The organism is Streptomyces sp. NPDC039462 (genome assembly GCF_055639375.1).
Genome location: NZ_JBVKAO010000010.1, coordinates 92,213 through 115,067 on the forward strand (window position 1 = coordinate 92,213; position 22,855 = coordinate 115,067).

At 71.5% G+C, this 22,855-nt stretch carries 19 protein-coding genes; 12 read left to right on the forward strand and 7 right to left on the reverse strand.

The genetic code is table 11. The features are described 5' to 3' along the window. Positions 1-2: 2 nt before the first annotated feature. From ACZ7LU_RS37650 to ACZ7LU_RS37675, 6 genes are all read left to right on the forward strand, one after another. A complete protein-coding gene (locus ACZ7LU_RS37650) occupies positions 3-1,514 on the forward strand; it encodes a glutamine synthetase family protein (RefSeq protein WP_471919342.1) in 1,512 nt (503 codons plus the stop codon). A 25-nt stretch (positions 1,515-1,539) separates the two neighbouring features. Next, complete coding sequence (purB, locus tag ACZ7LU_RS37655; RefSeq protein ID WP_398310529.1) at positions 1,540-2,829, forward strand: adenylosuccinate lyase; 1,290 nt, start codon at positions 1,540-1,542, stop codon at positions 2,827-2,829. Beyond that, positions 2,813-3,250: a GNAT family N-acetyltransferase gene (locus ACZ7LU_RS37660; RefSeq protein WP_398310526.1), complete on the forward strand. Its 438-nt coding sequence runs from the start codon at positions 2,813-2,815 to the stop codon at positions 3,248-3,250. Before purB ends, ACZ7LU_RS37660 begins: the two co-directional genes overlap by 17 nt. 100 nt (positions 3,251-3,350) lie before the next feature. After that, positions 3,351-4,112 carry a response regulator gene (locus ACZ7LU_RS37665; protein ID WP_471919343.1) on the forward strand — a complete coding sequence of 254 codons (762 nt, stop codon included), beginning with the start codon at positions 3,351-3,353 and terminating at the stop codon, positions 4,110-4,112. 116 nt (positions 4,113-4,228) lie between these two features. After that, a complete protein-coding gene (locus ACZ7LU_RS37670; RefSeq protein ID WP_471919344.1) occupies positions 4,229-5,686 on the forward strand; it encodes a multicopper oxidase family protein in 1,458 nt (485 codons plus the stop codon). A gap of 26 nt (positions 5,687-5,712) precedes the next feature. Further along, complete coding sequence (locus tag ACZ7LU_RS37675) at positions 5,713-7,236, forward strand: MDR family MFS transporter (protein WP_471919345.1); 1,524 nt, start codon at positions 5,713-5,715, stop codon at positions 7,234-7,236. 65 nt (positions 7,237-7,301) lie between these two features. Here the strand turns inward: ACZ7LU_RS37675 and ACZ7LU_RS37680 are convergent, their stop codons facing one another. The 3 genes from ACZ7LU_RS37680 to ACZ7LU_RS37690 all read right to left on the reverse strand — a co-directional run bounded on the left by ACZ7LU_RS37680 (position 7,302) and on the right by ACZ7LU_RS37690 (position 12,068). Beyond that, positions 7,302-8,387 carry a methyltransferase gene (locus ACZ7LU_RS37680; RefSeq protein WP_468564313.1) on the reverse strand — a complete coding sequence of 362 codons (1,086 nt, stop codon included), beginning with the start codon at positions 8,385-8,387 and terminating at the stop codon, positions 7,302-7,304. A 154-nt stretch (positions 8,388-8,541) separates the two neighbouring features. Beyond that, positions 8,542-9,960, reverse strand: a complete 1,419-nt coding sequence (locus tag ACZ7LU_RS37685) for a nitrosuccinate lyase (RefSeq protein WP_471919346.1) — start codon at positions 9,958-9,960, stop codon at positions 8,542-8,544. Beyond that, positions 9,957-12,068 carry an FAD/NAD(P)-binding protein gene (locus tag ACZ7LU_RS37690; protein ID WP_471919347.1) on the reverse strand — a complete coding sequence of 704 codons (2,112 nt, stop codon included), beginning with the start codon at positions 12,066-12,068 and terminating at the stop codon, positions 9,957-9,959. The genes ACZ7LU_RS37685 and ACZ7LU_RS37690 overlap by 4 nt, the downstream gene beginning before the upstream one ends. Positions 12,069-12,849: 781 nt before the next feature. Here ACZ7LU_RS37690 and ACZ7LU_RS37695 point away from each other — a divergent pair. After that, positions 12,850-13,671 carry an AfsR/SARP family transcriptional regulator gene (locus ACZ7LU_RS37695; RefSeq protein WP_362995861.1) on the forward strand — a complete coding sequence of 274 codons (822 nt, stop codon included), beginning with the start codon at positions 12,850-12,852 and terminating at the stop codon, positions 13,669-13,671. Between the two features lie 290 nt (positions 13,672-13,961). Here ACZ7LU_RS37695 and ACZ7LU_RS37700 read toward each other — a convergent pair whose 3' ends face one another. Next, a complete protein-coding gene (locus ACZ7LU_RS37700) occupies positions 13,962-14,990 on the reverse strand; it encodes a hypothetical protein (RefSeq protein ID WP_471919348.1) in 1,029 nt (342 codons plus the stop codon). A 568-nt stretch (positions 14,991-15,558) separates the two neighbouring features. Here ACZ7LU_RS37700 and ACZ7LU_RS37705 point away from each other — a divergent pair. Together ACZ7LU_RS37705 and ACZ7LU_RS37710 are read left to right on the forward strand one after the other, a co-directional pair. Next, positions 15,559-15,744, forward strand: a complete 186-nt coding sequence (locus ACZ7LU_RS37705; RefSeq protein WP_398310505.1) for a hypothetical protein — start codon at positions 15,559-15,561, stop codon at positions 15,742-15,744. Between the two features lie 652 nt (positions 15,745-16,396). Beyond that, on the forward strand, positions 16,397-16,927 hold the full coding sequence (locus tag ACZ7LU_RS37710; protein WP_471919349.1) for a VOC family protein: 531 nt from the start codon (positions 16,397-16,399) through the stop codon (positions 16,925-16,927). A gap of 600 nt (positions 16,928-17,527) precedes the next feature. Here the strand turns inward: ACZ7LU_RS37710 and ACZ7LU_RS37715 are convergent. Next, a complete protein-coding gene (locus ACZ7LU_RS37715) occupies positions 17,528-17,956 on the reverse strand; it encodes a nitroreductase family deazaflavin-dependent oxidoreductase (RefSeq protein ID WP_471919350.1) in 429 nt (142 codons plus the stop codon). Continuing rightward, positions 17,953-18,558: an NAD(P)-dependent oxidoreductase gene (locus ACZ7LU_RS37720; RefSeq protein WP_471919351.1), complete on the reverse strand. Its 606-nt coding sequence runs from the start codon at positions 18,556-18,558 to the stop codon at positions 17,953-17,955. Before ACZ7LU_RS37720 ends, ACZ7LU_RS37715 begins: the two co-directional genes overlap by 4 nt. A 59-nt stretch (positions 18,559-18,617) precedes the next feature. On the opposite strand from ACZ7LU_RS37720, the gene ACZ7LU_RS37725 reads away from it, so the two are divergent. The 3 genes from ACZ7LU_RS37725 (at position 18,618) to ACZ7LU_RS37735 (ending at position 21,372) form a co-directional block, all read left to right on the forward strand. Next, positions 18,618-19,040 carry a winged helix-turn-helix transcriptional regulator gene (locus tag ACZ7LU_RS37725; RefSeq protein WP_471919352.1) on the forward strand — a complete coding sequence of 141 codons (423 nt, stop codon included), beginning with the start codon at positions 18,618-18,620 and terminating at the stop codon, positions 19,038-19,040. Between the two features lie 234 nt (positions 19,041-19,274). Next, entirely contained in the window at positions 19,275-20,147 is an 873-nt protein-coding gene (gene sigJ, locus ACZ7LU_RS37730) for an RNA polymerase sigma factor SigJ (protein ID WP_471919353.1), read from the forward strand. Between the two features lie 70 nt (positions 20,148-20,217). Continuing rightward, positions 20,218-21,372 carry an NAD(P)/FAD-dependent oxidoreductase gene (locus tag ACZ7LU_RS37735; RefSeq protein WP_471919354.1) on the forward strand — a complete coding sequence of 385 codons (1,155 nt, stop codon included), beginning with the start codon at positions 20,218-20,220 and terminating at the stop codon, positions 21,370-21,372. A gap of 245 nt (positions 21,373-21,617) precedes the next feature. Here the strand turns inward: ACZ7LU_RS37735 and ACZ7LU_RS37740 are convergent, their stop codons facing one another. Further along, positions 21,618-22,682: a cobalamin-independent methionine synthase II family protein gene (locus ACZ7LU_RS37740; RefSeq protein ID WP_471919355.1), complete on the reverse strand. Its 1,065-nt coding sequence runs from the start codon at positions 22,680-22,682 to the stop codon at positions 21,618-21,620. Positions 22,683-22,855: the final 173 nt, after the last annotated feature.

A 22,855-nucleotide genomic window follows, 5' to 3' on the forward strand; every position in this document is an offset into this window, starting at 1 on the left:
CCATGTACACCCGGTCATGGCGCTCCGTAGCCGCCCAGGACGCCGTCGGCACCCCCTCCTTCGTCGCCGACCACGGACTGTGGAACGAGGAACAGTCGGCCGCCGCCGAACAGATCGAGGCCGACCTCGCCCACATCGACTTCGTCCGCCTGGTCTTTCCCGACCCGCACGGCCTGGCCCGCTCCAAGACACTGACCGCCGACACCTTCCGCTCCGTGCTGCGCAACGGCATGAACTTCAGCCCCGGCCCCTTCCTCTTCGACACCGGGCACGCCATCGCCGTCGACTTCCTGGGCGAGCCCGGCCTGGGCGTGGAAGAACTCGCCGGCGCCGGCAACTTCATCCTCGTACCCGACCCGCTGACCTTCCAGCTGCTGCCCGGCACCCAGCCGCGCACCGCCTGGGTCATCGGCGACGAATACCTGCGCGAGGGCAGCGCACACCCGCTGTCCGCCCGCGCCGTCCTGCGCCGCCTGGAAGCCGCCTACCGCACCCACGGCTACCAGCCGGTGGTGGGCCTGGAAGTCGAGTGGTACCTCACCCGGCTGCTGGCGGGCGAGGTCGGCAACCAGGGCAACGGCTTCGGCCTGCAGGGCCAGGCCCCCCAAGTGGCGCCGCTGAACGCCGGATACCAGTTCAACCTCGACGCCCGCTACGACTCCGTCGCCCACCTCACCGACCCCCTGGCCATGCACCTGAGCGCACTCGGCCTGCCGCTGCGCTCCATGGAACACGAATCGGGCCCCGGCCAGGTCGAGTCCACCTTCAGCCCGATGTCCGCCCTGGACACCGCCGACGCGATGCTGCTGTTCCGCACCGCCACCAAACGCTGGTGCGCCCAGCGCGGCCACCACGCCTCCTTCATGTCCCAGCCGCGCCTGGACGCCTTCGACCCCAGCGGCTGGCACCTGCACCAGTCCGTCCTTGACACCGCCGACGGACGCAACCTCTTCGCCGCCGAAGGCCCCGCCGGCGGCCTGTCCCCGCAGGCCAAGGCCTACGCGGACGGCCTGCTGGCCTGGAGCCGGGAACTGTTCCTGCTGTCGGTGCCCACCATCAACGGCTACCGCAGACTCACCTCCCGCCACTCCCTGGCCCCCACCCGCATGGACTGGAGCATGGAGGACCGCAGCGTCATGCTCCGCGTGGTCGGCGCCGGCACCGGCGCCCACATCGAAAACCGCAGCGGCGAACCGTGCGCCAACCCCTACCTCGCCATCGCCGCCCAGCTGTTCGCCGGCCTGGAAGGCCTGACCGGCAACGCCACCGGCACACACCACGCCCAACAGCCAGGACCGGCCACCGCCCAGTACGTGCCGCAGTCCCTGGCCGAAGCCCTGGACGCCTTCCGCACCGGACGCGCCGCCCAGCTCCTGGGCCGCCCGCTGACGGCCTGCCTGACCAAGCTCAAGGAGAGCGAACTGCGCCGCTACCAGACCTGGCGCGCCACCACCGGCACCGACGACACCCAGGTCACCGAATGGGAACAGCGCGAGTACTTCGAGGCGTACTGACAATCCGGAGAACAGAGGTCGTTGCATGATTGCCCGATACACCCTGCCCGAGATGGCGGATCTCTTCTCCGACCAGTCCCGCTACGCCACCTGGGTCCGCGTGGAGATCCTGGCCACCGAGGCCCAGGTACGCCTGGGACGCGTCCCCGAGGACGCCCTGAACGACATGCGCCGCGCCCCGGTGCCGCTCGCCCACCGCATCGCCGAGATCGAGAAGGACCGCGACCACGAAGTCCTGTCCTTCCTCGCCGCCTACTGCGAGAACATCCCCGAGTCCTCGGCCCGCTGGGTCCACCTGGGCATGACCAGCTACGACCTGGTGGACACCGCCCTGGGCCACACCCTGGCCCGCGCCGGCGACCTGCTGGCGGCCGCCGGCCGCCGCCTGCGCCGCACCCTGGTCACCAGAGCACTGGAACACTTCGACACCCTGATGGTCGGCCGCACCCACGGCATCCACGCCGAGCCGACCACCTTCGGCCACAAACTCGCCGGCTACGCCTTCGCCGTCGACCGCTCCCTGCAGCGGCTGGCCGCCGCCCGCCAGGCCGTCGCGGTGGGCACCATCTCCGGCTCGGTGGGCACCTACGCGCTCATCGACCCCTATGTGGAGGAGTACGTGTGCCAGGCGCTGGGCCTGGGCATCGAACCCGCGCCCAGCCAGGTCGTCGCCCGCGACCGGCACGCCCAACTGGTGCAGGCCGTCGCCGCCATGGGCGCCTGCGTCGAACAGATCGCCCTGGAGCTGCGGCTGCTGCAGCGCACCGAGGTCGCCGAGGTCGAGGAACAGCGCGCCCCCGCCTACCAGGGCTCCAGCGCCATGCCCCACAAACGCAACCCCACCACCAGCGAACGGCTGTGCGGCCTGGCCCGCCTGCTGCGCGGCTACGCCACCACCGCCCTGGAGGACGTCGCCCTGTGGCACGAGCGGGACCTGGCCCACCAGTCGGTCGAGCGGGTCATCCTGCCCGACAGCCTGGCCGTCGCCCACTTCCAGGCCACCAAGGCCGAAGAGCTGGTGGCGCACCTGCGCGTGAACACCCAGGCGATGCGGGCCGCCCTGGAGCGCACCCACGGCCTCATCTACAGTTCGGCCGTCCTGGTGGAGCTGCTGGGCGAGGGCACCGAGCGCGAGCACGCCTACCGCTCGGCGCAGGCCGCCGCGAACCGCACGGCGGCCACCGGCACCCCCTTCACCGACACCCTGGCCCACGAGGGCGTCGAGCTGCGCCAGGAGCTGCGGCCCGAACGGTTCCTGGTCCATCACGACGTCATACGGCGGCGATTGGAGAAGCTCGATGAGCTGGAAGACTGAACGCGTCAACGGCCCCGACCTCGACCTGGACGACGTCCTCGCGGTCTACCACGCATCCGGCCTGGGCGAGCGCCGGCCCGTGCAGGACCGCGCGCGGATGGCCGCGATGATCCGCCAGGCCAACCTCGTCGTCGTCGCCCGGGAGGCGGACGGCACCCTCATCGGCATCGCCCGCAGCATCTCCGACTTCTCCTACGTCACCTACCTCTCCGACATCGCCGTCATCCGCCGCCACCAGCGCTCCGGGGTGGGCACCGCCCTGCTGGAGGCGACCCGCCGCGAGGCGCCCGACGCCAAGGTGGTGCTCCTGTCGGCCCCCGCCGCCACCGGCTACTACCCGCGCATGGGCTTCACCCGGCACGACTCGGCATGGGTCCTGAACCCCGGACAGCCCCTCACCGGGCCGCCCGCCCAGCCGTAACCGGCAGCAGAGCACATCCGCGCGAGCCCACCACCGCGTCGGGGCCGCCGGATGCGACACCGGCGGCCCGCCCGGGCACCGCACACTCCACGGGGGAGGCATGATCCACATACCGTCACCGGCACTGCTGGAGCCCTTCGCCCCCGTGCCCGAGGCCGCCCGGCCCACCCAGCCGGGCACCCCGGCAACGGCCCGGGCACCCACCGGCCAGCGCATCCTGGTGGTGGACGGCGACACCGCCCTGGCCGGCTCCCTCACGGCCCAGCTGCGCCGCCACGGCCACGACCCCGTCGGCGTCCGGCACGGCAGCGCGGCCCTGCAGGCCTACGAGGACGTCGAGCTGGTCCTGCTCGACCTCGACCTGCCCGACCTGGACGGCCTGGAGGTGTGCCGGGCGATCCGCGAGGTCAGCCGGGTCCCCATCATCATCGTCACCGCCCGCCAGGGCGAACTGGACTGCGTCCTCGGCCTGCACGCGGGCGCCGACGACTACGTCACCAAGCCCTACGGACTGCGCGAACTCATGGCCCGTATCGAGGCGGTGATGCGCCGCACCCGCTGGCAGCCCGCCGCGGCCAGGGAACTGGACCACGGCCGGCTGCGCATCGACGTCGACTCCCGCCAGGTCACCGTGGACGACGAACCGGTCGCCCTGACCCGCAAGGAGTTCGACCTGCTGTGCCTGCTGGCCTCCCAGCCCGACACGGTCATCCCGCGCAAGCAGCTCCTGCAGCAGGTGTGGGGCGACTCCTGGTCGCGCCGCACCATCGACACCCACGTCAGCAGCCTGCGCGGCAAGCTCGGCGGCAGCGGATGGGTCGTCACCGTGCGCGGGGTGGGCTTCAAGCTCGGCACCGGATGACCACCCCGCCACCACCCCCCCCGCACCGACCGCACGCGCGCGCACCCTGCCGCACGCCCCACCGCCCCACCACCACGCCCACGCCGGCAGCGGTGCCCACCAGCCCTGGAGACACCATGATCACCCGACGCAGAGCCCTGAGCGCCACGCTCGCCACCACCGGAGTAGCACTGACCGGCGCCGGCCTCACCCCGCTGCTCGCCGCCCACGCGCGCACCCCGCCCGCCACCGGCCCGGCCCCCGCGCCCGCCCAGGCCCTGGACAAGTTCCAGCGCCCGATGCCCCTGCTGCCCGTGAAGCGACCCCACAGCCGCAGCGGCAAGAGCGACGTGTACGTGATGACCATGCAGCCCGCCCGCGCACAGATCCTGCCCGGCGCCCCCACCGACGTCCTCACCTACGACGGCCACTTCCCCGGACCGGTCATCAAGGCCCGCACCAACCGTCCCGTCGTGATCAGACAGCGCAACCGCCTCACCGTGCCGACCGCCGTCCACCTGCACGGCGCCGCGGTGCGCCCCGACAGCGACGGCGACCCGATGGACGTCATCGAACCCGGCGAGGACCGCGTCTACCACTACCCCAACCGCCAGCCGCACGCCCCGCTGTGGTTCCACGACCACGCCCACCACCTCGAAGCCGAGAACGTCTACCGCGGCCTGTCCGGCTGCTACCTGCTCACCGACGCCACCGAACGCTCCCTGCCCCTGCCCAAGGGACGCTACGAAGTCGTCATCGCCCTGCGCGACGCCCGCTTCGACGCCCAGGGCCAACTCGCCTACGCCATGGGCGACCGCGGCCGCAACACCCTGCTCGCCAACGGCGTGCCCTACCCCTACTTCCAGGTCGCCGCCCGCAAATACCGGCTGCGCCTGCTCAACGCCTCCAACCAGCGCCGCTTCGAACTGCGCCTGGCCGACGGCGGCCCCCTCGTCCAGATCGGCTCCGACGGCGGCCTGCTCACCGCCCCCCACACCACCGACCGCATCGCGCTGTCCGCGGGCGAACGCGCCGACGTCATCGTCGACTTCGCCCGCTACCCCGTGGGCAGCAGCGTGGTGCTGACCAACACCACCGGCAGCGGACCGGCCCCAGACATCGGCGAAGTACTGCGCTTCGACGTGGTGCGCACGGCCGCCGACCCCAGCCAGATACCCGACCGGCTGCGCACCCTGCCGCCGCTGCCCCGCCCCGACGCCGAGCGCGAGGTGGTGCTGCGCATGGACGAGGGCGGCGAACACCCCGGCGCCTACATCGACGAGAAGGTCTACGACCCCGGCCGCGTGGATGCCCGCATCAAGTTCAACACCAGCGAGATCTGGACTGTCACCAACGCCAACGCCCGCGCCGAACACAACTTCCACCTGCACCTGGTGCAGTTCCGCATCCTGGACCGCGCGGGCCGGCCCCCGGAGCCGGGGGAGAGCGGCCTGAAGGACACCGTCTTCCTCGCCCCCGGCGAAACCGTCCGCCTCCAGGCCGTCTTCGACACCTACCGCGGCCACTACCTCTACCACTGCCACATGTTCGAGCACGGCGTGCGGGGCATGATGGCCACGATGCACATCAGATGAGGCGCTCAGGCCAGAAGGAGGAGCCCGTGGACGCGCCGACGGGCGAGGCCGAGGGGACCAGGCGCGGCCCCCGGCAGCGCAGCGTACGCCTCGCGCTGATACCCCTGCTGCTCGCGATGCTGCCCTCCTCGCTGGGCACCACGATCGTGGCGACCTCGATGCCGACCATCGCCGGCGAACTCGGCGGCACCACCTACCTGTCCTGGGCCGTCACCTCCTACACCCTGGCCGCCGCGGCCTCCATCCCGCTGTGGGGCAAGCTCGGCGACATGTACGGGCGCAAGCGGTGGCTCGGCGTGGCGATGTCGGTGTTCTTGACCGGCTCCCTGCTGTGCGGCCTCAGCCAGGACATGGGGGAGCTGATCGCCGCCCGCGCCCTGCAGGGGCTGGGCGGGGGAGGGCTCGCGGTCGGCGTCATGGCGGTCATCGGCGAACTGATCCCGCCGCGCGAACGCGGCCGCTACCAGGGCATGATCACCAGCGTCATGGTCTTCTCCATGATCGTCGGCCCGCTGGCCGGCGGCGCCCTCACCGACTGGATCGGCTGGCGCTGGGCCTTTTGGATCAACCTGCCCGTCGGCGCCCTGGCCCTCATCCTCATCGCCCGCCTGGTGCGGGTGACCGGCCCGCGCAGGAAAGCGCACATCGACTACGTCGGCGCCCTCCTGCTGGTCGTGTGCATCGTCTCCTTCGTCCTGGTGGTCACCTGGGGCGGCGTCGAACACGCCTGGGACTCGCACGTGATCGTGACGCTGGCCGCCCTGTCCGCCGCGGCCCTGGCCGGCTTCGTCCACGCCCAGTCCCGCGCCGTCGAACCCGTCCTGCCCCCGCACCTGTTCCGCCGCCGCAACTTCTGCCTCATGGCCGTCCTGAGCTTCACCAACGGCTTCGTGATGTTCGGCGCCGTCCTCTACCTCCCCCTCTACCAACAAGCCGTGCACGGCGTCTCCGCGACCGGCTCCGGCCTGCTCCTGCTGCCCATGCTCGCCGCCCTGGTCCTCGCCTCCCAGCTCTCGGGACGCACCGTCGCCCGCACCGGCCGCTACAAGCTCTTCCAGCTCACCGGCTCGGCCGCCATGCTCACCGGCACCCTGCTCCTGTCCCACCTGGGCACCGGCACCTCCCGCCCGACCGCCGCGCTCTTCATGGCCCTGCTCGGCGCCGGCATGGGCTTTCTGGGCCAGAACGTGATGACCGTCGCCCAGAACAGCGTCGGCACCCAGGACGTGGGCGTCGCCTCCGCCGCGATGACGCTCTTTCGCACCCTGGGCCAGTCGGTCGGCGTCGCCGTCATGGGCACCTTGTTCAACCACCGCGTACGCGAGGTGATGAGCGGTCACCAGGGCGGCGCCCCCGGCGACACCCGGCTGGACGCCGACGGCATGGGCCGCCTGCCGGCCGCCCTGCGCACCCTCTACCAAAGCGCCGTCGCCCAGGGCGTCCAGGGCGCCTTCCTGCTGGCGTCACTGGCCGCCGGCCTCGCCCTGGCCGCCGCGCTCCTGGTCCGCGAGGTCCCCCTGCGCACCCGCAAGCAACCATCCCAGCGCTGAAAAAAAGAGCCGGCGCCGCGGCCCGAAGAACGGGGGCCGCGGCGCCGGCGCGTGCACCGCGACGCTCAGCGCGGACTCGCCTCGACGATCGAGATCGCCGCCGGCGTCTGCACCACGCGCTCCAGTTGGAAGCCGGCCTTGGCCAGCAGCTCGGCGTACTGGGCACGGGTGCGCTCCTTGCCGCCGACCAGCAGCATCAGCCACAGGTCGACCAGCTTCCCCGAGTGCGGGCCGTTGACCTTGTCGGGGATGACCATCTCCATCACAAGGAGCCGGCCGCCGGGCTTCATCGCCTTGCGGACGTTGCCCAGGATCTCCAGGGCCTGCGGCTCCGGCCAGTCGTGCAGGATGTGCTTGAGGATGTAGGCGTCACCGCCGCCGGGCACCGCGTCGAACAGGCCGCCGTCGGTGACCGTGCACCGCCCGGCCACACCCTGCTCCGCCAGGAAGGCGGCGGCGCCGTTGGTGCCCACCCGCGGGTCGCACAGAATGCCGCGCGCCGCGGGCGTCTTCTTCAGCACACCGGCCAGCAGATCGCCCCGGCCGCCGCAGAAGTCGACCACGGTGCCATAGCGCGCGAAGTCGTAGGCGGCCAGCAGCGGTTCGGTCTCCGTGCCCGACATCGCCCCCATGCCGTCGGTGAAGATCGCCCCGTACTCCGCGTTGGCCTCCAGATACTCGAAGGCGCCCATGCCGCGCAGCTTGGGCAGGCTCGGCTCACCGGTGCGCACCGCGTCGACCAGGTGCCCCCAGTCCTCCCAGTGGATGGGATGGCCCATCAGCCGGGCGATGCCGTACATGGACATCGGGGCGTCCTTGAGCAGCGCCCGCGCCATCGGGGTCAGCGCGAACCGCCCGTCCTTGTGCTCGGTGAAGATGCCGTAGGTCGCAAGGAGCCGCAGCAGCCGGTGCAGCGCCTCGGGGTCCGCGCCGGCCCGCTCGGCGATCTGCGCCGGCTTCAGCGGGCCGTCCACGAGGGTCTCCGCGATACGCAGCTCGGCGGCCACATGGATCGCCTGGCTGACCATGGCGCCCTGGACGAGTTCGAGCAGGGCGAACGGCGGCGGTGCGAGTCGGCGCGTCAGGCTCTGCAGAGCGGCGCGCACGCTCTCCACGGCACGGACGACACGGGCGGGCGGCAGTGGCGGCATGACATTCCTCCGGCTGGACGGTTGCTGAGTGATGGTCGGGCGGTTGCTGGACGGATGCGAACGGAAGGCGGGGACAGGGAAAGGACGACGGGAGGTCACCTGCCTCGACAGAGAAGGGACAGAAAAAAGGGGGGAGCGCCCGGGGGCGGCCGTGTCAGTCCCGCAGCGCGCGGTCCACCAGCACCCCCGCGGCACCGGTGTACTGCCGCGGATCGAGCAGGTCGGCCAGCTCCGGGGCGCTCACCACGCCTTTCAGGCCGGGCAGTTCGGCCAGCACCTCGCCGAGCGGACGGCCGCAGGACCGCGCCCGCTCCACGGCCTCACCCAGCAGCTCCTTGGCCGCGGCCCGGCCCAGCCGGGGCGCCAGATACGCCGACAGCCGCTCCGAGACGACCTGGCCGGCCGTCAGATCGAGGTTGGCGCGCATCCGTTGCGGATACACGCTCAGGCCCGCCGCCAGCTCGGCGGCCGCGTGGGCGGCACCCCCGGTCAGCCGCAGGCACTCGCGCAGCGGCTGCCACTCGGCGTGCCACAGCCCCGCCGAACGCTCGTCCTCGGTGGCCAGGCACTGCGCCAGGACGGAGCTCAGCGCCGGCACCTGGACCGCGGCCGAGCGGATCAGGGTCGCAAGGACGGGGTTGCGCTTGTGCGGCATCGCCGAGGACACGCCCCGCCCGGCCCCGCCGGGCTCGGCGACCTCACCGATCTCGGTACGGGCCAGGACCTGCACGTCCGCCGCCATCTTGCCCAGGGCGCCCGCGGTGTGCGCCAGGGCCGCCCCCAGGTCGGCGACCGGGGTGCGCAGGGCGTGCCAGGGCAGTGCCGGGCGGGCCAGGCCCGTCTCGGCGGCGAACGCCCCGGCCAGCTGCTCCACCACCTGCGCACCGTCCCCGGCGCCGGCCTGCGCGGCGTACTGCAGATAGCCCGCCAGCGTGCCGGCCGCGCCGCCCAGCGACACCACAAGACCCTCCTCGGCGACCCGCTCGAGGCGCGCGGCCGCCTCCAGCACCAACTGCCGCCAGCCGGCCGCCTTCAGCCCGAACGTGGTGGGCACGGCGTGCAGGGCCAGGGTCCGCCCGGCCATCACCGTGTCGCGGTGCCCGGCCGCCAGCCGGGCCAGAGCGGCGGCCGTGGCCCGCAGGTCCGCCACGATCAGCGGCAGGGCCCGCGCCGCCACCAGCATCGCGCCGGTGTCGAAGACGTCCTGGCTGGTGGAGCCGCGGTGCACGTACTCGGCGGCCTCGGGCGCCTGCCGGGCGACCAGAGCGGTCAGCGCGGCCACCACGGCGACCACCGGGTTCGCCGTCTGCCGGGCGGCCAGGGCCAGTTCCCGTACGTCGAAGTGCTCGGCCCGGGCGGCGGCGGTGATCGCCTCGGCGGCCGCGGCGGGCACCGTGCCCATGCGGGCCTGCGCCCGGGCCAGCGCCGCCTCCGCGTCCAGCATCGCCTGCAGCCAGGCCCGGTCCCCGACCGCGGCCTCGACCTCGGTGCCCACCCGGACCGGCGACAACAGCCCGGCATCCGGCTGCACCGCGGGGGCGGACTCCGCACGGTCGCTGCGTGTCGTACTCACGGCTGCACCTCTCTCGCCCCTCGCACCTGACGTGCCTCTGGTGCGTGACGTACCTCTGATGCCGGACGTACCTCTGATGCCTGACGTGCCTCTGGTGTTCGCCGTGCCGGCGCGGGGCCGGGAGCCGTCGCCGCGCCGTGCACCGCCTCCGGCGCCGGGCCCCCGCCCGCGCGGGGCGCGGGCCGCGGCGGGGCGGGCAGCGCCAGCACCGTGCCCGCGATGGCGTCGGAGTCCTCCAGCGTCACCGACCCGACACCGGGCCGGATCCCCGCGGCCGTCACCCAGTGCACCGACTCCGTGGGCACCCCGTACGCGAAGCGCCGCGGATGCGCCGCCCCGGCACCGCTCAGCAGCCGGTACGAGCGCGTCACGGCCAGCCCGCCCGTCTCGTAGTCCTGGACGCGGTAGGGGGCGCACTGGCCCGACTCCAGCAGCTGCCGCAGCAGCGGATCGGCCGTGCGGCGCAGGTCGATCTCGGGCAGCCGGGCCTCGATCAGCGCGGTGGCCCGCACCCGCACGCCCGGAACCCGCGCCGACGTCCCCACGAAGCACGCCCCCCGCCCCGCGCCGGCGGTGGTGACGCGGATGCCGGGACAGGACACGTCGAGCACCCCGGCCTCCATCAGCGCGAGCATCTCCTCCACCCGCCCGGCGGGCGGGCCGATGGACAAGTACGCGTTGAGCGGCGTGTACCAGCCCTCCAGCTCCTCACGGTGCGAGGCACCCGCCAGCCCGCCGTGGTCCACGGCCAGCCGGATCTCGTTGCGCAGATCCCGCAGCACGTCCAAAGCGGCCTTCAGCGGCCCGCGCACATTGCCCCGGCGCGCCTCGCGGACGTCCCGCACCAGGTACTCCCGCAGCCAGGACCGGAACTCCGCCAGGTCACCGAAGGACCGCGGGCCGTACGGACGGGCGATGACCTCCCAGTCCCAGCGCTCGGCCCGGCCGATCCCGGCCGCCTCCAGCACCTCCTCCTGCGCCCGCCCCGGCGCCGCGTGCAGGAAACGCGAGGCGAACCGGGCCACCGCCGCGCGGTCCTCGCCCCGCGCGGCCAACAGCGCCTCGTAGTAGACGCATTGCACCTCCGCCGAGATCAGCGGCCACAGGTCCTCGGCGAACCGCAGCGGCCCCCCGCCCGCCGCGCGCAGCGCCGCGACATGCTCGACGGTCAGCAGCCGCGGCCGGTAACGGCCGTGGGCGCCCTTCTCGTTGTCGCCGCGCGAGTGGTACGGGATGCCGCGCCGCGAACCGGCGTGCAGCCGCGGCTCGCGCCCCGAGGGCCGGTAGACCAGGCGCCCCTCGACGCGCTCGAACGTGCCGCCCCTGCCGTGGGTGAACAGCGACATGTAGTCGAAGAAGTTCAGGCCGAGCCCGCGCAGCAGCACGTCCTGGCCCGGCGCGATACGCGACAGGTCCACATCCGCGGGGTTGGCCGGAGGAACGTAGACCAGGCCGTGCCGGGCGGCGAACCCGGCCAGCCCGCGCTCGTGTTCCCCCGCGCGGACGGGCACGTGGCCCTGCGCGAGCACCACCGCGGACAGCCCCCGCAGCCGCCTGCCGTCCTCCAGCACCACCGCCTGCGCCCCGCCGCCCGGCCCCGCCTGCGCGTCCTCCTCTTCCAGGGCCACCGCCCGCACCCGGTGCACCCGGATCACCACATGCGCCGGCGCGTTCGCCACGACCTGCTGGAACGCCCAGGTCAGATACCGCCCGTACAGGGCGCGGGTGGGATAGGTGTCCGGCCCCAGCGCCCGGGCCTCGGCCAGCACGTCCTCGCCGCGGGGCGTGGCAGGACCCGGCGCGAGGGCGCCCCGGCCCAGCGCCCTGGCCCACTCATAGAGACTGGGCCCCTCCTCCAGCGGGCCGCGGATACTGACACTGCCGTCGGTGTACACCGTCACCTGCGAGGCGACGGTGTTCATCAGCAGATGCGGCGACTGCGCGGGCCGCCACACCCGGCCCGCACCGGGCGGCTCGGGATCGACCACGTGCACGGTCACCCGGTCCCACAGCGGGGACTTCCGTTCCTGCGCGCAGACCCGTTCGAGCAGGGAGAACCCGCGCGGGCCGGCGCCGACCAGACACACCTCGGTGTGCCGGCCGCTCACCAAGGTGTGCCACCCGGCGCATCGCCGTGAACCAAGGGACCTGTGGGCATGGTCGCGTGCTCCTTGTCGCGGAGGGCATACCGGCCTGAGAGCAACCGCCGAGCGGTGCGCACCCACACTCCCGACGGGTTCAGGAGGCCTGCTCAACCAGCACTCGCGTCCGGGCGGAGGCCCGCGTGAGCCGAAGGCGGCCGATTCACGGGAACAGCGCGGCACCCGAACGCCCGGCGGCATCCCGCGGATGCGGCCCGGATCACCCACCAGGGGGAAAGCGCATTCTGCGGTCGAGAGCGCTCTCACGCGATTATCAGAACTCCGCCGGCGAGCGCGGGCGCAGGAATGCGTGAATGAGGACATGGCGCCGCCTCGGACGCCACTCCGTCCGACACGTCGGACAGAACACAATCCCGCCGACCCTATTACAAGCGCGCGCGGCAGGGGAGACCCCATGGACGGAAGGACGGCGGAGGTATTACCTCCGCTTCAACCGGGACTGACCTCCCCCTTCGCCCAGGGAAGCACTTGCCGCACCCGGCAATGAGTCGACACAATTCCGCTGGCCCGTGAGCTATCGGTGGACAACGGCGAAAGCGACATCAGCGGGATACCTGAAAAGCGGTGGAGTATCTGCGGATCCGTGTGCCGCCTCAGCGGCCGGCGTTCCCCACGGATCGGTGAGCAGAGAGAGGCTGTGAAGTCGCCATGCCCCACGCACATGCGCTGCAGATCAGATTCGGTGACGGCTCGCAAACGCGAAGCCGCCGGATTCTAGGAGGAATCTGTGAGGGTAAAGGTCCTCGGCCCGCTTGGTGCCGATGTTAATGGTGTGAATGTTGTGCCTACCGCAAGCAAGCCGCGGCAGATCCTGGCGCTTTTGGCCCTCTACCCGAGACGGGTCGTGCCGATCTCGACACTCATGGAGGAGATCTGGGGAGTCGACCTGCCCGCAAGCGCCATGACGACCCTCCAGACGTACATCCTCCAGCTGCGCCGGCGCCTTGGCACGGCGATGGGGCCGGACGCCCCGCGCAGCGCCAAGGACGTCCTGGTCACCCGGTACGGCGGGTACCTCCTCCAGATCCCGCCCGAACAGGTCGACGTCCACGGCTACGAACGCCTGGTGGCCGCCGGACAGCGCGCCTTCGACAGCGGCGACGACCAGGCGGCGGCCACCCTCTTCCGGCGGGCCCTGGACCTGTGGGACGGGGCCGCACTGGTCGACGTGCGCATGGGCTGCGTACTGGAGATCGAGGCGACCCGCCTGGAGGAGAGCCGCCTGGTCACCCTGGAGCGGCGGATCGACGCCGAGCTGCGCCTGGGCCGGCACTGTGAGTTCCTCGCGGAGCTGAGCGACCTGATCGCGCGGCACCCCCGGCACGAGGGCCTGCACGCCCAGGCGATGGTGGCGCTGTACCGCTCGGGCCGGCAGGCCTCGGCCCTGGACGTCTACCAGAGCCTGCGGGCCCGCCTGATCGAGGACCTGGGGGTGGAGCCGTCGCCGCAGTTGCAGCGACTTCATCAGGCGATCCTCACGGTCGACCCACGCCTGGACGTGATCGCAGGCCCCCGGCCCTCGTCCACGTTCGACCGCTACGCGAGCTGAGCGAACAGCACGCGGTGCCGTCGGCGGCATCGACTCCCCTCCGGGAGCACGCCTTTCCCGCGGGGAGATGCCGCCGACACGGCCCACCCCACGGCCTTCGTCAAAGGCCCGGCCGGGTCACGAGAGCGACCCGACTGCGGAATTTCCTCAGTTGGAATCCAGCTGGAGGCGGACTGGAGGCCGGCCGAAGCCCGGAAGCACTCCTGGCCGAAGGCCCGAAGACCCGGAAGCCTGGGAGCCGAAAGCCTGGGAGCGCTCCTGGTCGGAGCCGGGGTGTTACTGGCGTACTGCTACTGGTTGGAAGCCGGCGCGCACTCGTCGCAGGCGAGCTCCATGCGCACCGCGATGCAGTTCCACTGCGCCGCGCACGCACGGGCCAGGGCGGCGATCTTCCGCGCCTGATGGGGCGGAGCCTGCAGCACCAGACCGGGATCGGTCCTGCGGATGATGCGGGCTTCGAGCCAGCGGATCATCTCCCGGCCGTCGTTGCTGTACTTCAGGGCGGGGTCCCGTTTCAGCGACTCGAGCTGGGCGAGGGTGTCGACGAGCGAGCCCATCGCCTCCAGGCCGCCCTGCGGTGCCCGCGGTTTCACCGCCGCGCCCGGCAGCGTCCCTTCCTCCCTGCACAACCGTTTCTGCGCGTCCCGGGCCGCGGACACGGACATGCCGGCCGCCTCGGCGGTCTCCCGCAGGACGATGTCCGGCTCTTCAGCCGGAATTCCGACGGATTTCTGCCGGCCTTTATGGGAATTGAGCGGCCGGACCCGGCCGTCGCGCCCGACCCTGAGAGGGGCCTGGGCGATCTGTCCCGCGAATTTACGGCGTAACACCCCGACGGTCTTCCCGGAAAGCCCGGTCTTCACGGCGACCGCCCGGTCCGACCACTCGGGGAAACTCTCGAGGATCTTCATTGCCGACTTCTTGCGGTCGGAGAGGGTCAGTGCGAGGCCGTGCTTCAAGTTCAGCTCGACGGCCAGGAGAAACGCTTCCCGGTTCGACCCCTCGAAGAAGCGGACCTCAATGGTTTCCTGGCCGTTCAGACGCGCCACGTGCAGCCGGTGCATTCCGTCGATGACCTTCATGGTCGCTCGGTGCACGATGATCGGCGGAAGTTTATCGGTGCAGGCGGCCAGAGTGCGCACATGATCCTGGTCGACACCGGTCAGCCGAGGAGAGTCCGCGTCACGCAGCATGTCGATCGGAATCTGGGTGATTGAACCGGAAACTTCGGTCGAGTGGCCGGGCCCGACGGGCCGACAGAACTGATCTTTAGGAAGTTCCCCCCCAGGGGCGGTCTCCCCTGGCATTCCGATCATCACGCTGCTTCTCCTCCCCCGGACCGAAGCGCATAACGCGGCGAGAGTATCATGAGATTCCGCCATGAACAGAGAAGTCTCCGGGATTTCATGCAATTGCGTTATGCCCCTTTTTTCCGGAGAGCGTCCACGGCGACAGATCCCCCTCACGCCCACCGGAACGCCACCGGGACCCCCCGCCCGCACCCGTCGCCGGCCACCCCGCCCCGCCCCGCAAGACGCCGAAGACCAGGCTCAACGCACCCGAACCACCCCCGCCACCCCACCCCGAGCCCCCGGCCCCCGCAGCCGCCCTCCCGCCCCGTGCCGACCCTCCCGCCGCCCCCACCCCGCGCCCCCACACATTCAGCCATGTGGCGCCCATCCCGGGAGTCGCCCTCCGGCGTACGTGTTTGTGAACCGCGAAGCCGGGCGGGGGGAGCAACTGCAGGAAACTACCCGCCAGTTGATGAGACGCGCAGGACGGGGCAGGGGAGTGCCGGCAAGTACGGGTGATGGTCCTCCGTGGCGGCCGGCCCATGGCCAGGTGGCCCGGGTCGCGCAGCGCACCGTGCTGTCGTAGACAGGAGCAATGAGCGAGGAGAAGGCGTCGTGGCACCCCGGTGAGATCGTGCCTGCCAGCGGGATCTACGAATGCGACTGCGGCGGAGAGCACCACTGGAGCACCGATGTGAAGGGGCACCGCTTCCCCCCTCTGCCGACGGGCTGCTCCGGCGAGTTCTGGCAACTGCAGAACCCGGCGCACCCCGAGGACTGAGGCAGCGTCGGCTGCACCGGACCGGGATTGGGCGTCCCTGTGAGGGCGCGGGTTGGGTGAGGGGATGCTGCCGTGGACGTCGCCATTGTGGAACCGTGGGAGCTCCTTGCCCGGGCGCGGCAGACGCCGCGGGCGTCAGCTTGCCCCCGGGTTCTGACAAACGGTCATGTCCCCGGGGGCTGACAAACGTGAGCGGCAGTCTCCTCCCAGCCTCAGTCGGGACCTGATCCGGCCCGCGCCCCGTTCCGGCGACGTGCCCTCGTGTGCAAACGGCCGACCGGTGAGCCTGAGTGGCCCGGTGGTGACACCAACCGCAGGCCGGGGGAGCTGCGCTCAGAACCCGTCTCCGACGGTGTGAACTCAGATGCGGACACATTGCACGCTGCTGGTGAACTCTTGCTCAGCCGAGGCCGCAGCCAGGTCAGACGGCCCGCCGGCGGGGTGGGGGCCCGCGGGGGAAGCGATGTCTACCCCGGCCCGCGATCGCCGGTTGGTTCCCTGTTCGCGCAGGCAGGCCGGTGGAAGGCCGGCGCCGGTCGGGGGAGTGCGGGCCATGGCGAGAAATGGTTGAAAGTTAAATTTTATGAGTCATCCTGGGTGAGGAGCCGGCAGCCACCTGGCCGCCGACCCGTCCCGCCAAAGGAGATCCGGCATGAGCCAAACCCTCCCTCTTCGCCTCCACCACCACGCGTGGCTGACCGACGACCAGGAAGCCAACCGGCATTTCTACGAGGAGGTGCTCGGCCTGCCCCTGGTGGCCACGTGGACCGAGAGCGCCGTGATACTGGGTGCCGAGCGCGCCTACTGCCACACCTTCTACGGCCTGGCCGATGGCGGAGCGCTGGCCTTCTTCCAGTTCGCCGACCCTGAAGACCAGAAACGCTTCAAGACTGACGTCACCTTCACCCCCTTTCGCCACATCGCCCTCAAGGTCGAGCAGGAGACCCAAAGGGCCATGCGGAAGCGCATCGGCGAGGCCGGCTACGCGGAGCCGGACACCTTCGTGGCGGATCACGGATACTGTGTCTCTCTGTACATCACGGACCCCAACGGGCTGATGCTTGAGTTCACCGTCGATCACCCCGACGCGGAGAAGATCGACACCGAGCGGCGCGCGACGGCGCATGCCGATCTCACCCGCTGGCTCGCCGGAGACCACACCAGCAACAACCACTGGCGATGACACTGCCTTGCCGGTGGGTGTGCGGCCGTGCCGGGCCCGCTGCACCATGCCCTTGAGCCGGTAGAGGAGTCAGGATCTGCTGCGACCCCGCCGCCACACCCCGGGCCTGGAAGGGGCGAACCGCACGGGCAGCAGCTGCACTTCGCGGACGCCGAACGGCATCCACACCTGCTGAACCCGAAGTTGTCGCGTCATCCTGTTCCCTGCGGCTGGCCGGGACCTGTGGTGCGGTCAAGCACGGCTTCCTCGATGTCGGCGCACCCGAGGTGGCGGCGGCGCGCTGAAGACGGCGCTCGACGACTATGCGCGACACCATGGGCTGGGATACTGCACTGCCTGGAGCCCGGACCGCGGGCTACGCATCCTGCTGAGCGTCCAGGCCACGCCCGACTCCCGGCGTCCCACGGTCTGTTGCTGCGGGACCTGCCCCTCCCGGTCAAGCTGTGCTGCGGCTGCTCGCCCTCGCCCGGCTCGACATGCTCGATGACATCCGCATTCGCTTCCGAACATCGTCATGGTCGGCGAACTCACCACCTGGTCAGCGGTGATGCCTCTGCACGACCTGGACCGCCGAAACCGCCGGTGGCTGCCGCGTCTGGATCAACGACGTCTCGCCGGGGTGACCAGAACCAGGGGGATCTCCCGGGCCGTCGCGGTGCGGTAGGCCGCGTACGAGGGCATCGCGGCCACCACCGCCGGCCACAGGCGGGCCGACTCGGCATTCGTGGCTGGCCGGGCCGTCGCCGGAAAGGTGGCCGCGCCGACTTGGAGGGTGACCTCCGGGGTGGCCAGTAGGTTCAGGTACCAGGCAGGGTGGCGGTCCGCGCCCGCGTTGGACGCCGTCAGGACGTACGCGTCCCCGTCCCGGACGTACGCCAGCGCCGTGCGGCGCAGCAGGCCGGACTTGCGGCCCCGGGTGGTCAGGAGCAGGTCGGCCATCCCGGGGCGGGGGTGGCCGCCGGTCTCCTCGAAGCGGCGGATGTGGTCGGCGATCCAGGGGTTCGGGTTGTCGTGGATCGTGTCGGTCATGCGGCGGACACTCCCGCGTGAGTTCGGTGCAGGGTCGGGACCTCGGTCTCATCCAGCAGCGCGCGGGCGAAGTCCCCGTGCGTGATCCGGCTGTCGGCGACAGCGGGGGCGAGCGCGTACCCGCCACAGGGCTCGCCCTCGGGGTCGAAGTCCCCTGCCGGGCTCAGCACCGCCCAGTCCAACGTCTCCGGCGCGGCTGCCCGCAGGGCCTCGGTGCCGGCACCGTGACCGAGGTAGAACTCCCGCCACTCCTGGGGGTACCCAGGGGTGTCCATCAGCATGTCCCCGGACGCGGTGGGCAGTACGGACGCCAGCCCGACCGACACCAGCCGCTGCACCCCGGCTGCCGGGAGCCCCTCCGCGAGGGCGCGGGCTACGGCGGGGTAGAACTCACCGGGGCGGGCGCCGGGGTCGTACACGGCGACGATCGCCGCGTCGTGCCCGACCGCGAGCCGCGCTACGACCGCTGGGTCCGTTACCTCCCCGTCGGCCCGCCCTGCCGTCGTGACCTCGTGGCCCCTTCGCCGGGCCTCGGTCACGGCCGTCCGGCCGACTCGGCCGCCTGCCCCGAAGACGATGATCCTGCCGCTCTTCGCTTTCATGGGCTGGATCGTAGGCCAAGGGCTGGTTTCCGATCGGATACCGCCCTACGGTGTGGATCATGACGAAGCTGCAGGCCGAGCGGGCCCCTCTGGATCCCGAGATGTTCGACCCTGTCTGCCCGTCCCCGCTGGTGCCCTTCCGTGTGGGTGACAAGTGGGCCGCGCTGGTCCTGCGCTGCCTGCAGGACGGCCCGCGCCGCTTCTCCGAGCTGAAGGTCCCGCTGCGTGGTGTCACGGCCAAGTCGCTGACCCAGTCCCTGCGCAGGCTGGAGCGGGACGGTTTCGTCGCACGGGAGGAGTACGAGGGCACGGAGCGTCGCGTCGAGTACGCCCTGACCCCGCTTGGCCTGGGCCTGCTGGGCCCGCTCGACGCAACTTGCGAGTGGGCGCGGGAACACTGGGACGAGCTGATCAACGCTCAGGAGGCGAGCTTGTCAGAGGGCAACGCTGATCCTGATCGGTCAAAGACACAGGCGCCGTAACAAGGCGTCTGTCAACCCGAGTTCGTCTTGGAGCCCTACTGCCGCGGCGTTACGGCATGGCCTCAACCAACCACGTGTTACGTCATCGCGTCCGGCCGCCCCTCATGGCCGACCCGATGAGCGGTGCGCGCTGTCGTGCTCGGGCCGTCCCGTTCGGGCCGGGAGATCGTTCCGGAGATCGGTCTGCTTAGAGTTGAGGGCCGACCATGGTGCCGAGAGGGGGGAGGGCCGCAGATGACGCTGACCGGCATGTTGGCGGAGGCGGACTGGCAATCGCATCGCCCCGCGGTCTTCGGGACGGCCTACCGGATCCTGGGCTCTGTGACCGAGGCCGAGGACGTGGCGCAGGAGGTCTGGCTGCGCGCTGCCGACGCCGACCTGTCCGAGGTGCGGGATCTGCGCGCCTGGCTGGTGACCCTGGCCGCCCGCATGTCGTACAACGTATTGAAGTCCGCACGGGTACGGCGCGAGGCCTATGTCGGCCCCTGGCTGCCCGAACCGCTGCTCACCGGACCCGACGCTTCGGCCGAGGTGCTCCTGGACGAGTCGGTGAGCACCGCGATGCTGGTGGTGATGGAGAGACTTTCTCCCGCTGAACGTGTCGCACTGGTGCTGCACGACGTCTTCGGCTTTCCCTTCGGCCGGATCGCCGAGGTGCTCGGCAACACATCCGCTGCCAGCCGCAAACTCGCCTCCCGGGCGCGAGCACGGGTCGCCGGGGCCGAGGCACCGCCCGGCGCCTCCCGGGCCGACGCCCAACGCGTGCTCGAAGCGTTCAAGGCGGCCGCCGAGGCCGGGGACGTCGCCGGGCTCGTCGCACTCCTGCACCCGGGGGCCGTCTATGTCGGTGACGGCGGCGGCAAGACGACGGCCGCGCGCAGGCCGGTTCACGGCGCGCAGACGATCGCCCTGCTGATGATCCGGCAGGTCCGGATCAGGCGTCCCGACGCATCCCGGATCATCGAGGTGAACGGGCAGCCGGCGCTGGCCACTTACCGCGGCGGCGAACTGGTCTGGCTCGACACCGTGGAAATCGCCGACGGGCGGATCACGACGTACAGGAGGCTGGCCAATCCTGAGAAACTCGCCGGCCTCGGTCACATCTGAGCCCGCCGTCTTGTCTCCCTGTCGCCCCTCCGATGCCCGGAGGGGCACGGACGGCGAAAAGGAAGACACGATGGGGCACGTTGTGATCGTCGGAGGCGGCTTCGCGGGCGTGTGGAGCGCGGCGGGAGCAGCACTGGCGCGCGGGGACGCGGAGCTGCGCATCACGCTCATAGCGCCGAACGACCACCTGGTGCTGCGGCCGCGCCTGTACGAACCGGAGCCGGATCTGGCCAAGGTGGAGCTCAGGGGAATCCTGGAGCCGATCGGCGTCGGGCATCTGCGGGCCCGGGTGAGCACGATCGAGACCGGCCGCCGCGTGGTGGTGGCCGACGGCGAGGAGATCGCTTACGACCGCCTGGTGCTGGCGGCGGGCAGCAAACTCGTGCGGCCCCGGACTCTGCCCGGGGCCGAACGGCTCTTCGATATCGACACCCTGGACGGGGCCCGGCGGCTCACCGACCATCTGCGGGAACGGCACAACTACCGTGCCGTGGTGGTCGGCGCCGGGTTCGTCGGCCTGGAGGCCGCGACCGCGCTGGCCGCCCGGGGCCGGGTGCTGCTGGTGGACCGGTCGGAAGTGGTCGCCGACCAGCTCGGCCCGGGGCCACGCCGGGAGATCGAGGCGGCGCTGGAGAAGCTCGGCGTGGAATGCCGCCTCGGGACAACGGTGACGGAGGTCGGCGACGGATACGCCGTCCTCTCCGGCGGCACCAGGGTCGAGGCGGACGCGGTGCTCTGGTGCGCGGGGCTCACGGCCAGTGACCTCACCCGGCAGATCTCCGACGAACTCGACTCCCTGGGCCGGGTGCCGGTGGGCCGGCAACTGCGCGCCCTGCCCGATGTGTTCGTCGCCGGCGACACGGCCGCAGCGGCATTCGACGCCGACCACCCGGTCATGCAGTCCTGCCAGCACGCCACCCCGCTCGGCAAGGTGGCCGGGTACAACGCGGCGGCCGACCTGCTCGACGTGCCGCTGCGCGACTTCACGCCCGGCCCCTACGTCACCTGCCTGGACCTGGGCGACGCCGGTGCGGTCTTCACCCGGGGCTGGGACCGCAGGGTGATGGCCTCGGGCGCCGACGGCGCGGACGTCAAGAAACGCATCAACCACCACATCCACCCACCGGTCGACGACGCCACCCAGATCCTCGCCGCCGCCGACCGCGTCCACATCGAACTCCCCTTCTTCCCCCGCACCGAAAGGGAGACCGCCCCCACTGACTAGGACTTCCGGCGAGCCGTGCGGACCTGCCCTGACCGGGCCCCTGTAACGGTCAAGACCGGGGGCAGGATTCGGGGGGCGGGTTCCCTGGTGCGGGTCCGCCACCGGCGGATATGACCACGGAGACGACCACAGCCGGCCCACCGGCGGCAACATTGCGCATCCAGCGACAGGCCGTAACGGATACCGAAGGGACGGGCCGGAATCGCACACGGAGCGGTTTCGGCCCGCCGGTGCTCGTTTGTTCGTTACAGCCCGAGCTGCTGGGCGGCGAGGGCCGTGCCGTGGACCCGGGCCTCGATCTTGGCGAAGGCGATGTCGCGTGAGGTGGAGGTGTCGTCGGCGAAGGGGGAGAAGCCGCAGTCGTCGCACGTGCCCAGCTGTGCGACCGGAATGCGCTGTGCCGCGAGCAGGATGCGGGCGCATACCTCTTCGGGGGTCTCGACGCGTGGATCGATGGGGTCGGTCACGCCGATGAACACCCGGATGCCAGGCCGGAGTTGGGCGGCGACAACGTCGAGTACGCGCTCGGGGTCGGCCTCGCTGGCGAGCTGGAGGTAGAAGTTGCCGGCCCGGAGCCGGAAGAGGTCGGGCAGCAGCGAGGTGTAGTCGACGTCGAGGCTGTGGGTGGAGTCGTGGTCTCCGCCGGGGCAGGTGTGGACGCCGATGCGGGCCCGTTCTGCGTCGGTGAAGCGGTCCAGGACCTGGTTGTTGAGGTCGACGAAACTGTTGAGGAGGCCACCGCTGGGATCCAGCTTCAGGGACAACCGGCCCTCGGTGAAGTCGAGTTGCACGACATGCGCGCCCGCCTCGAGGCACCCTCGGATGTCGGCCTCGGCCTCGTTGACCAGGTCGGCCAGGAACGCCTCGCGCGAGTAGCCCGCAAGGGGCTCGGGCGGGTAGAGCAGGCTGAGGGCGGAGGGCGCGATGACGGCCTGCTTGACGGGCTTGTCGGTGTGGCGTCGGGCGTCGCGCAGGTAGGTGTCGGCGCGGATCTGGTAGCGGAAGGGTCCGGCCGTCAGGCGGGGCAGTTGCCGGGTGTGCCCGTCGGCGAAGGGAATGACCGCGCCGTCGGGCGCGAGCGCGTCCAGGCCGCTGAGCGGGTAGGTTGCGAAGCTCGGCTTGGACTGCTCGCCGTCGACGAGGACGGGGCAGCCGATGCGCTCGAGGTGCGCCAAAGTGTCTGCGGCGGCTTGTGCCTGAAACTTCGCCAACTCGGCCTCGGAGAGCTGGCCTTGGGCGTGCTGAGCGAGGGCGTCCAGCAGGGCGGGCGGTCGGGGGATGCTGCCGATGGGCTCTGTGGGGATGCTCATGAGGGGAACGTACGCCGCGGTGACTGCCGTGGGAATGCGGGCGGTTGCTGTACCCCCGGACGGGGGACTGGTGCCTGATACGAGAGTGATGCTCCGTCGGGGCCGAACGCGACCAGTTGGACGCCGACCAGGCTCGCATCGGACGCCGGCTGCGGTCCGAGCGTGGCGGACGA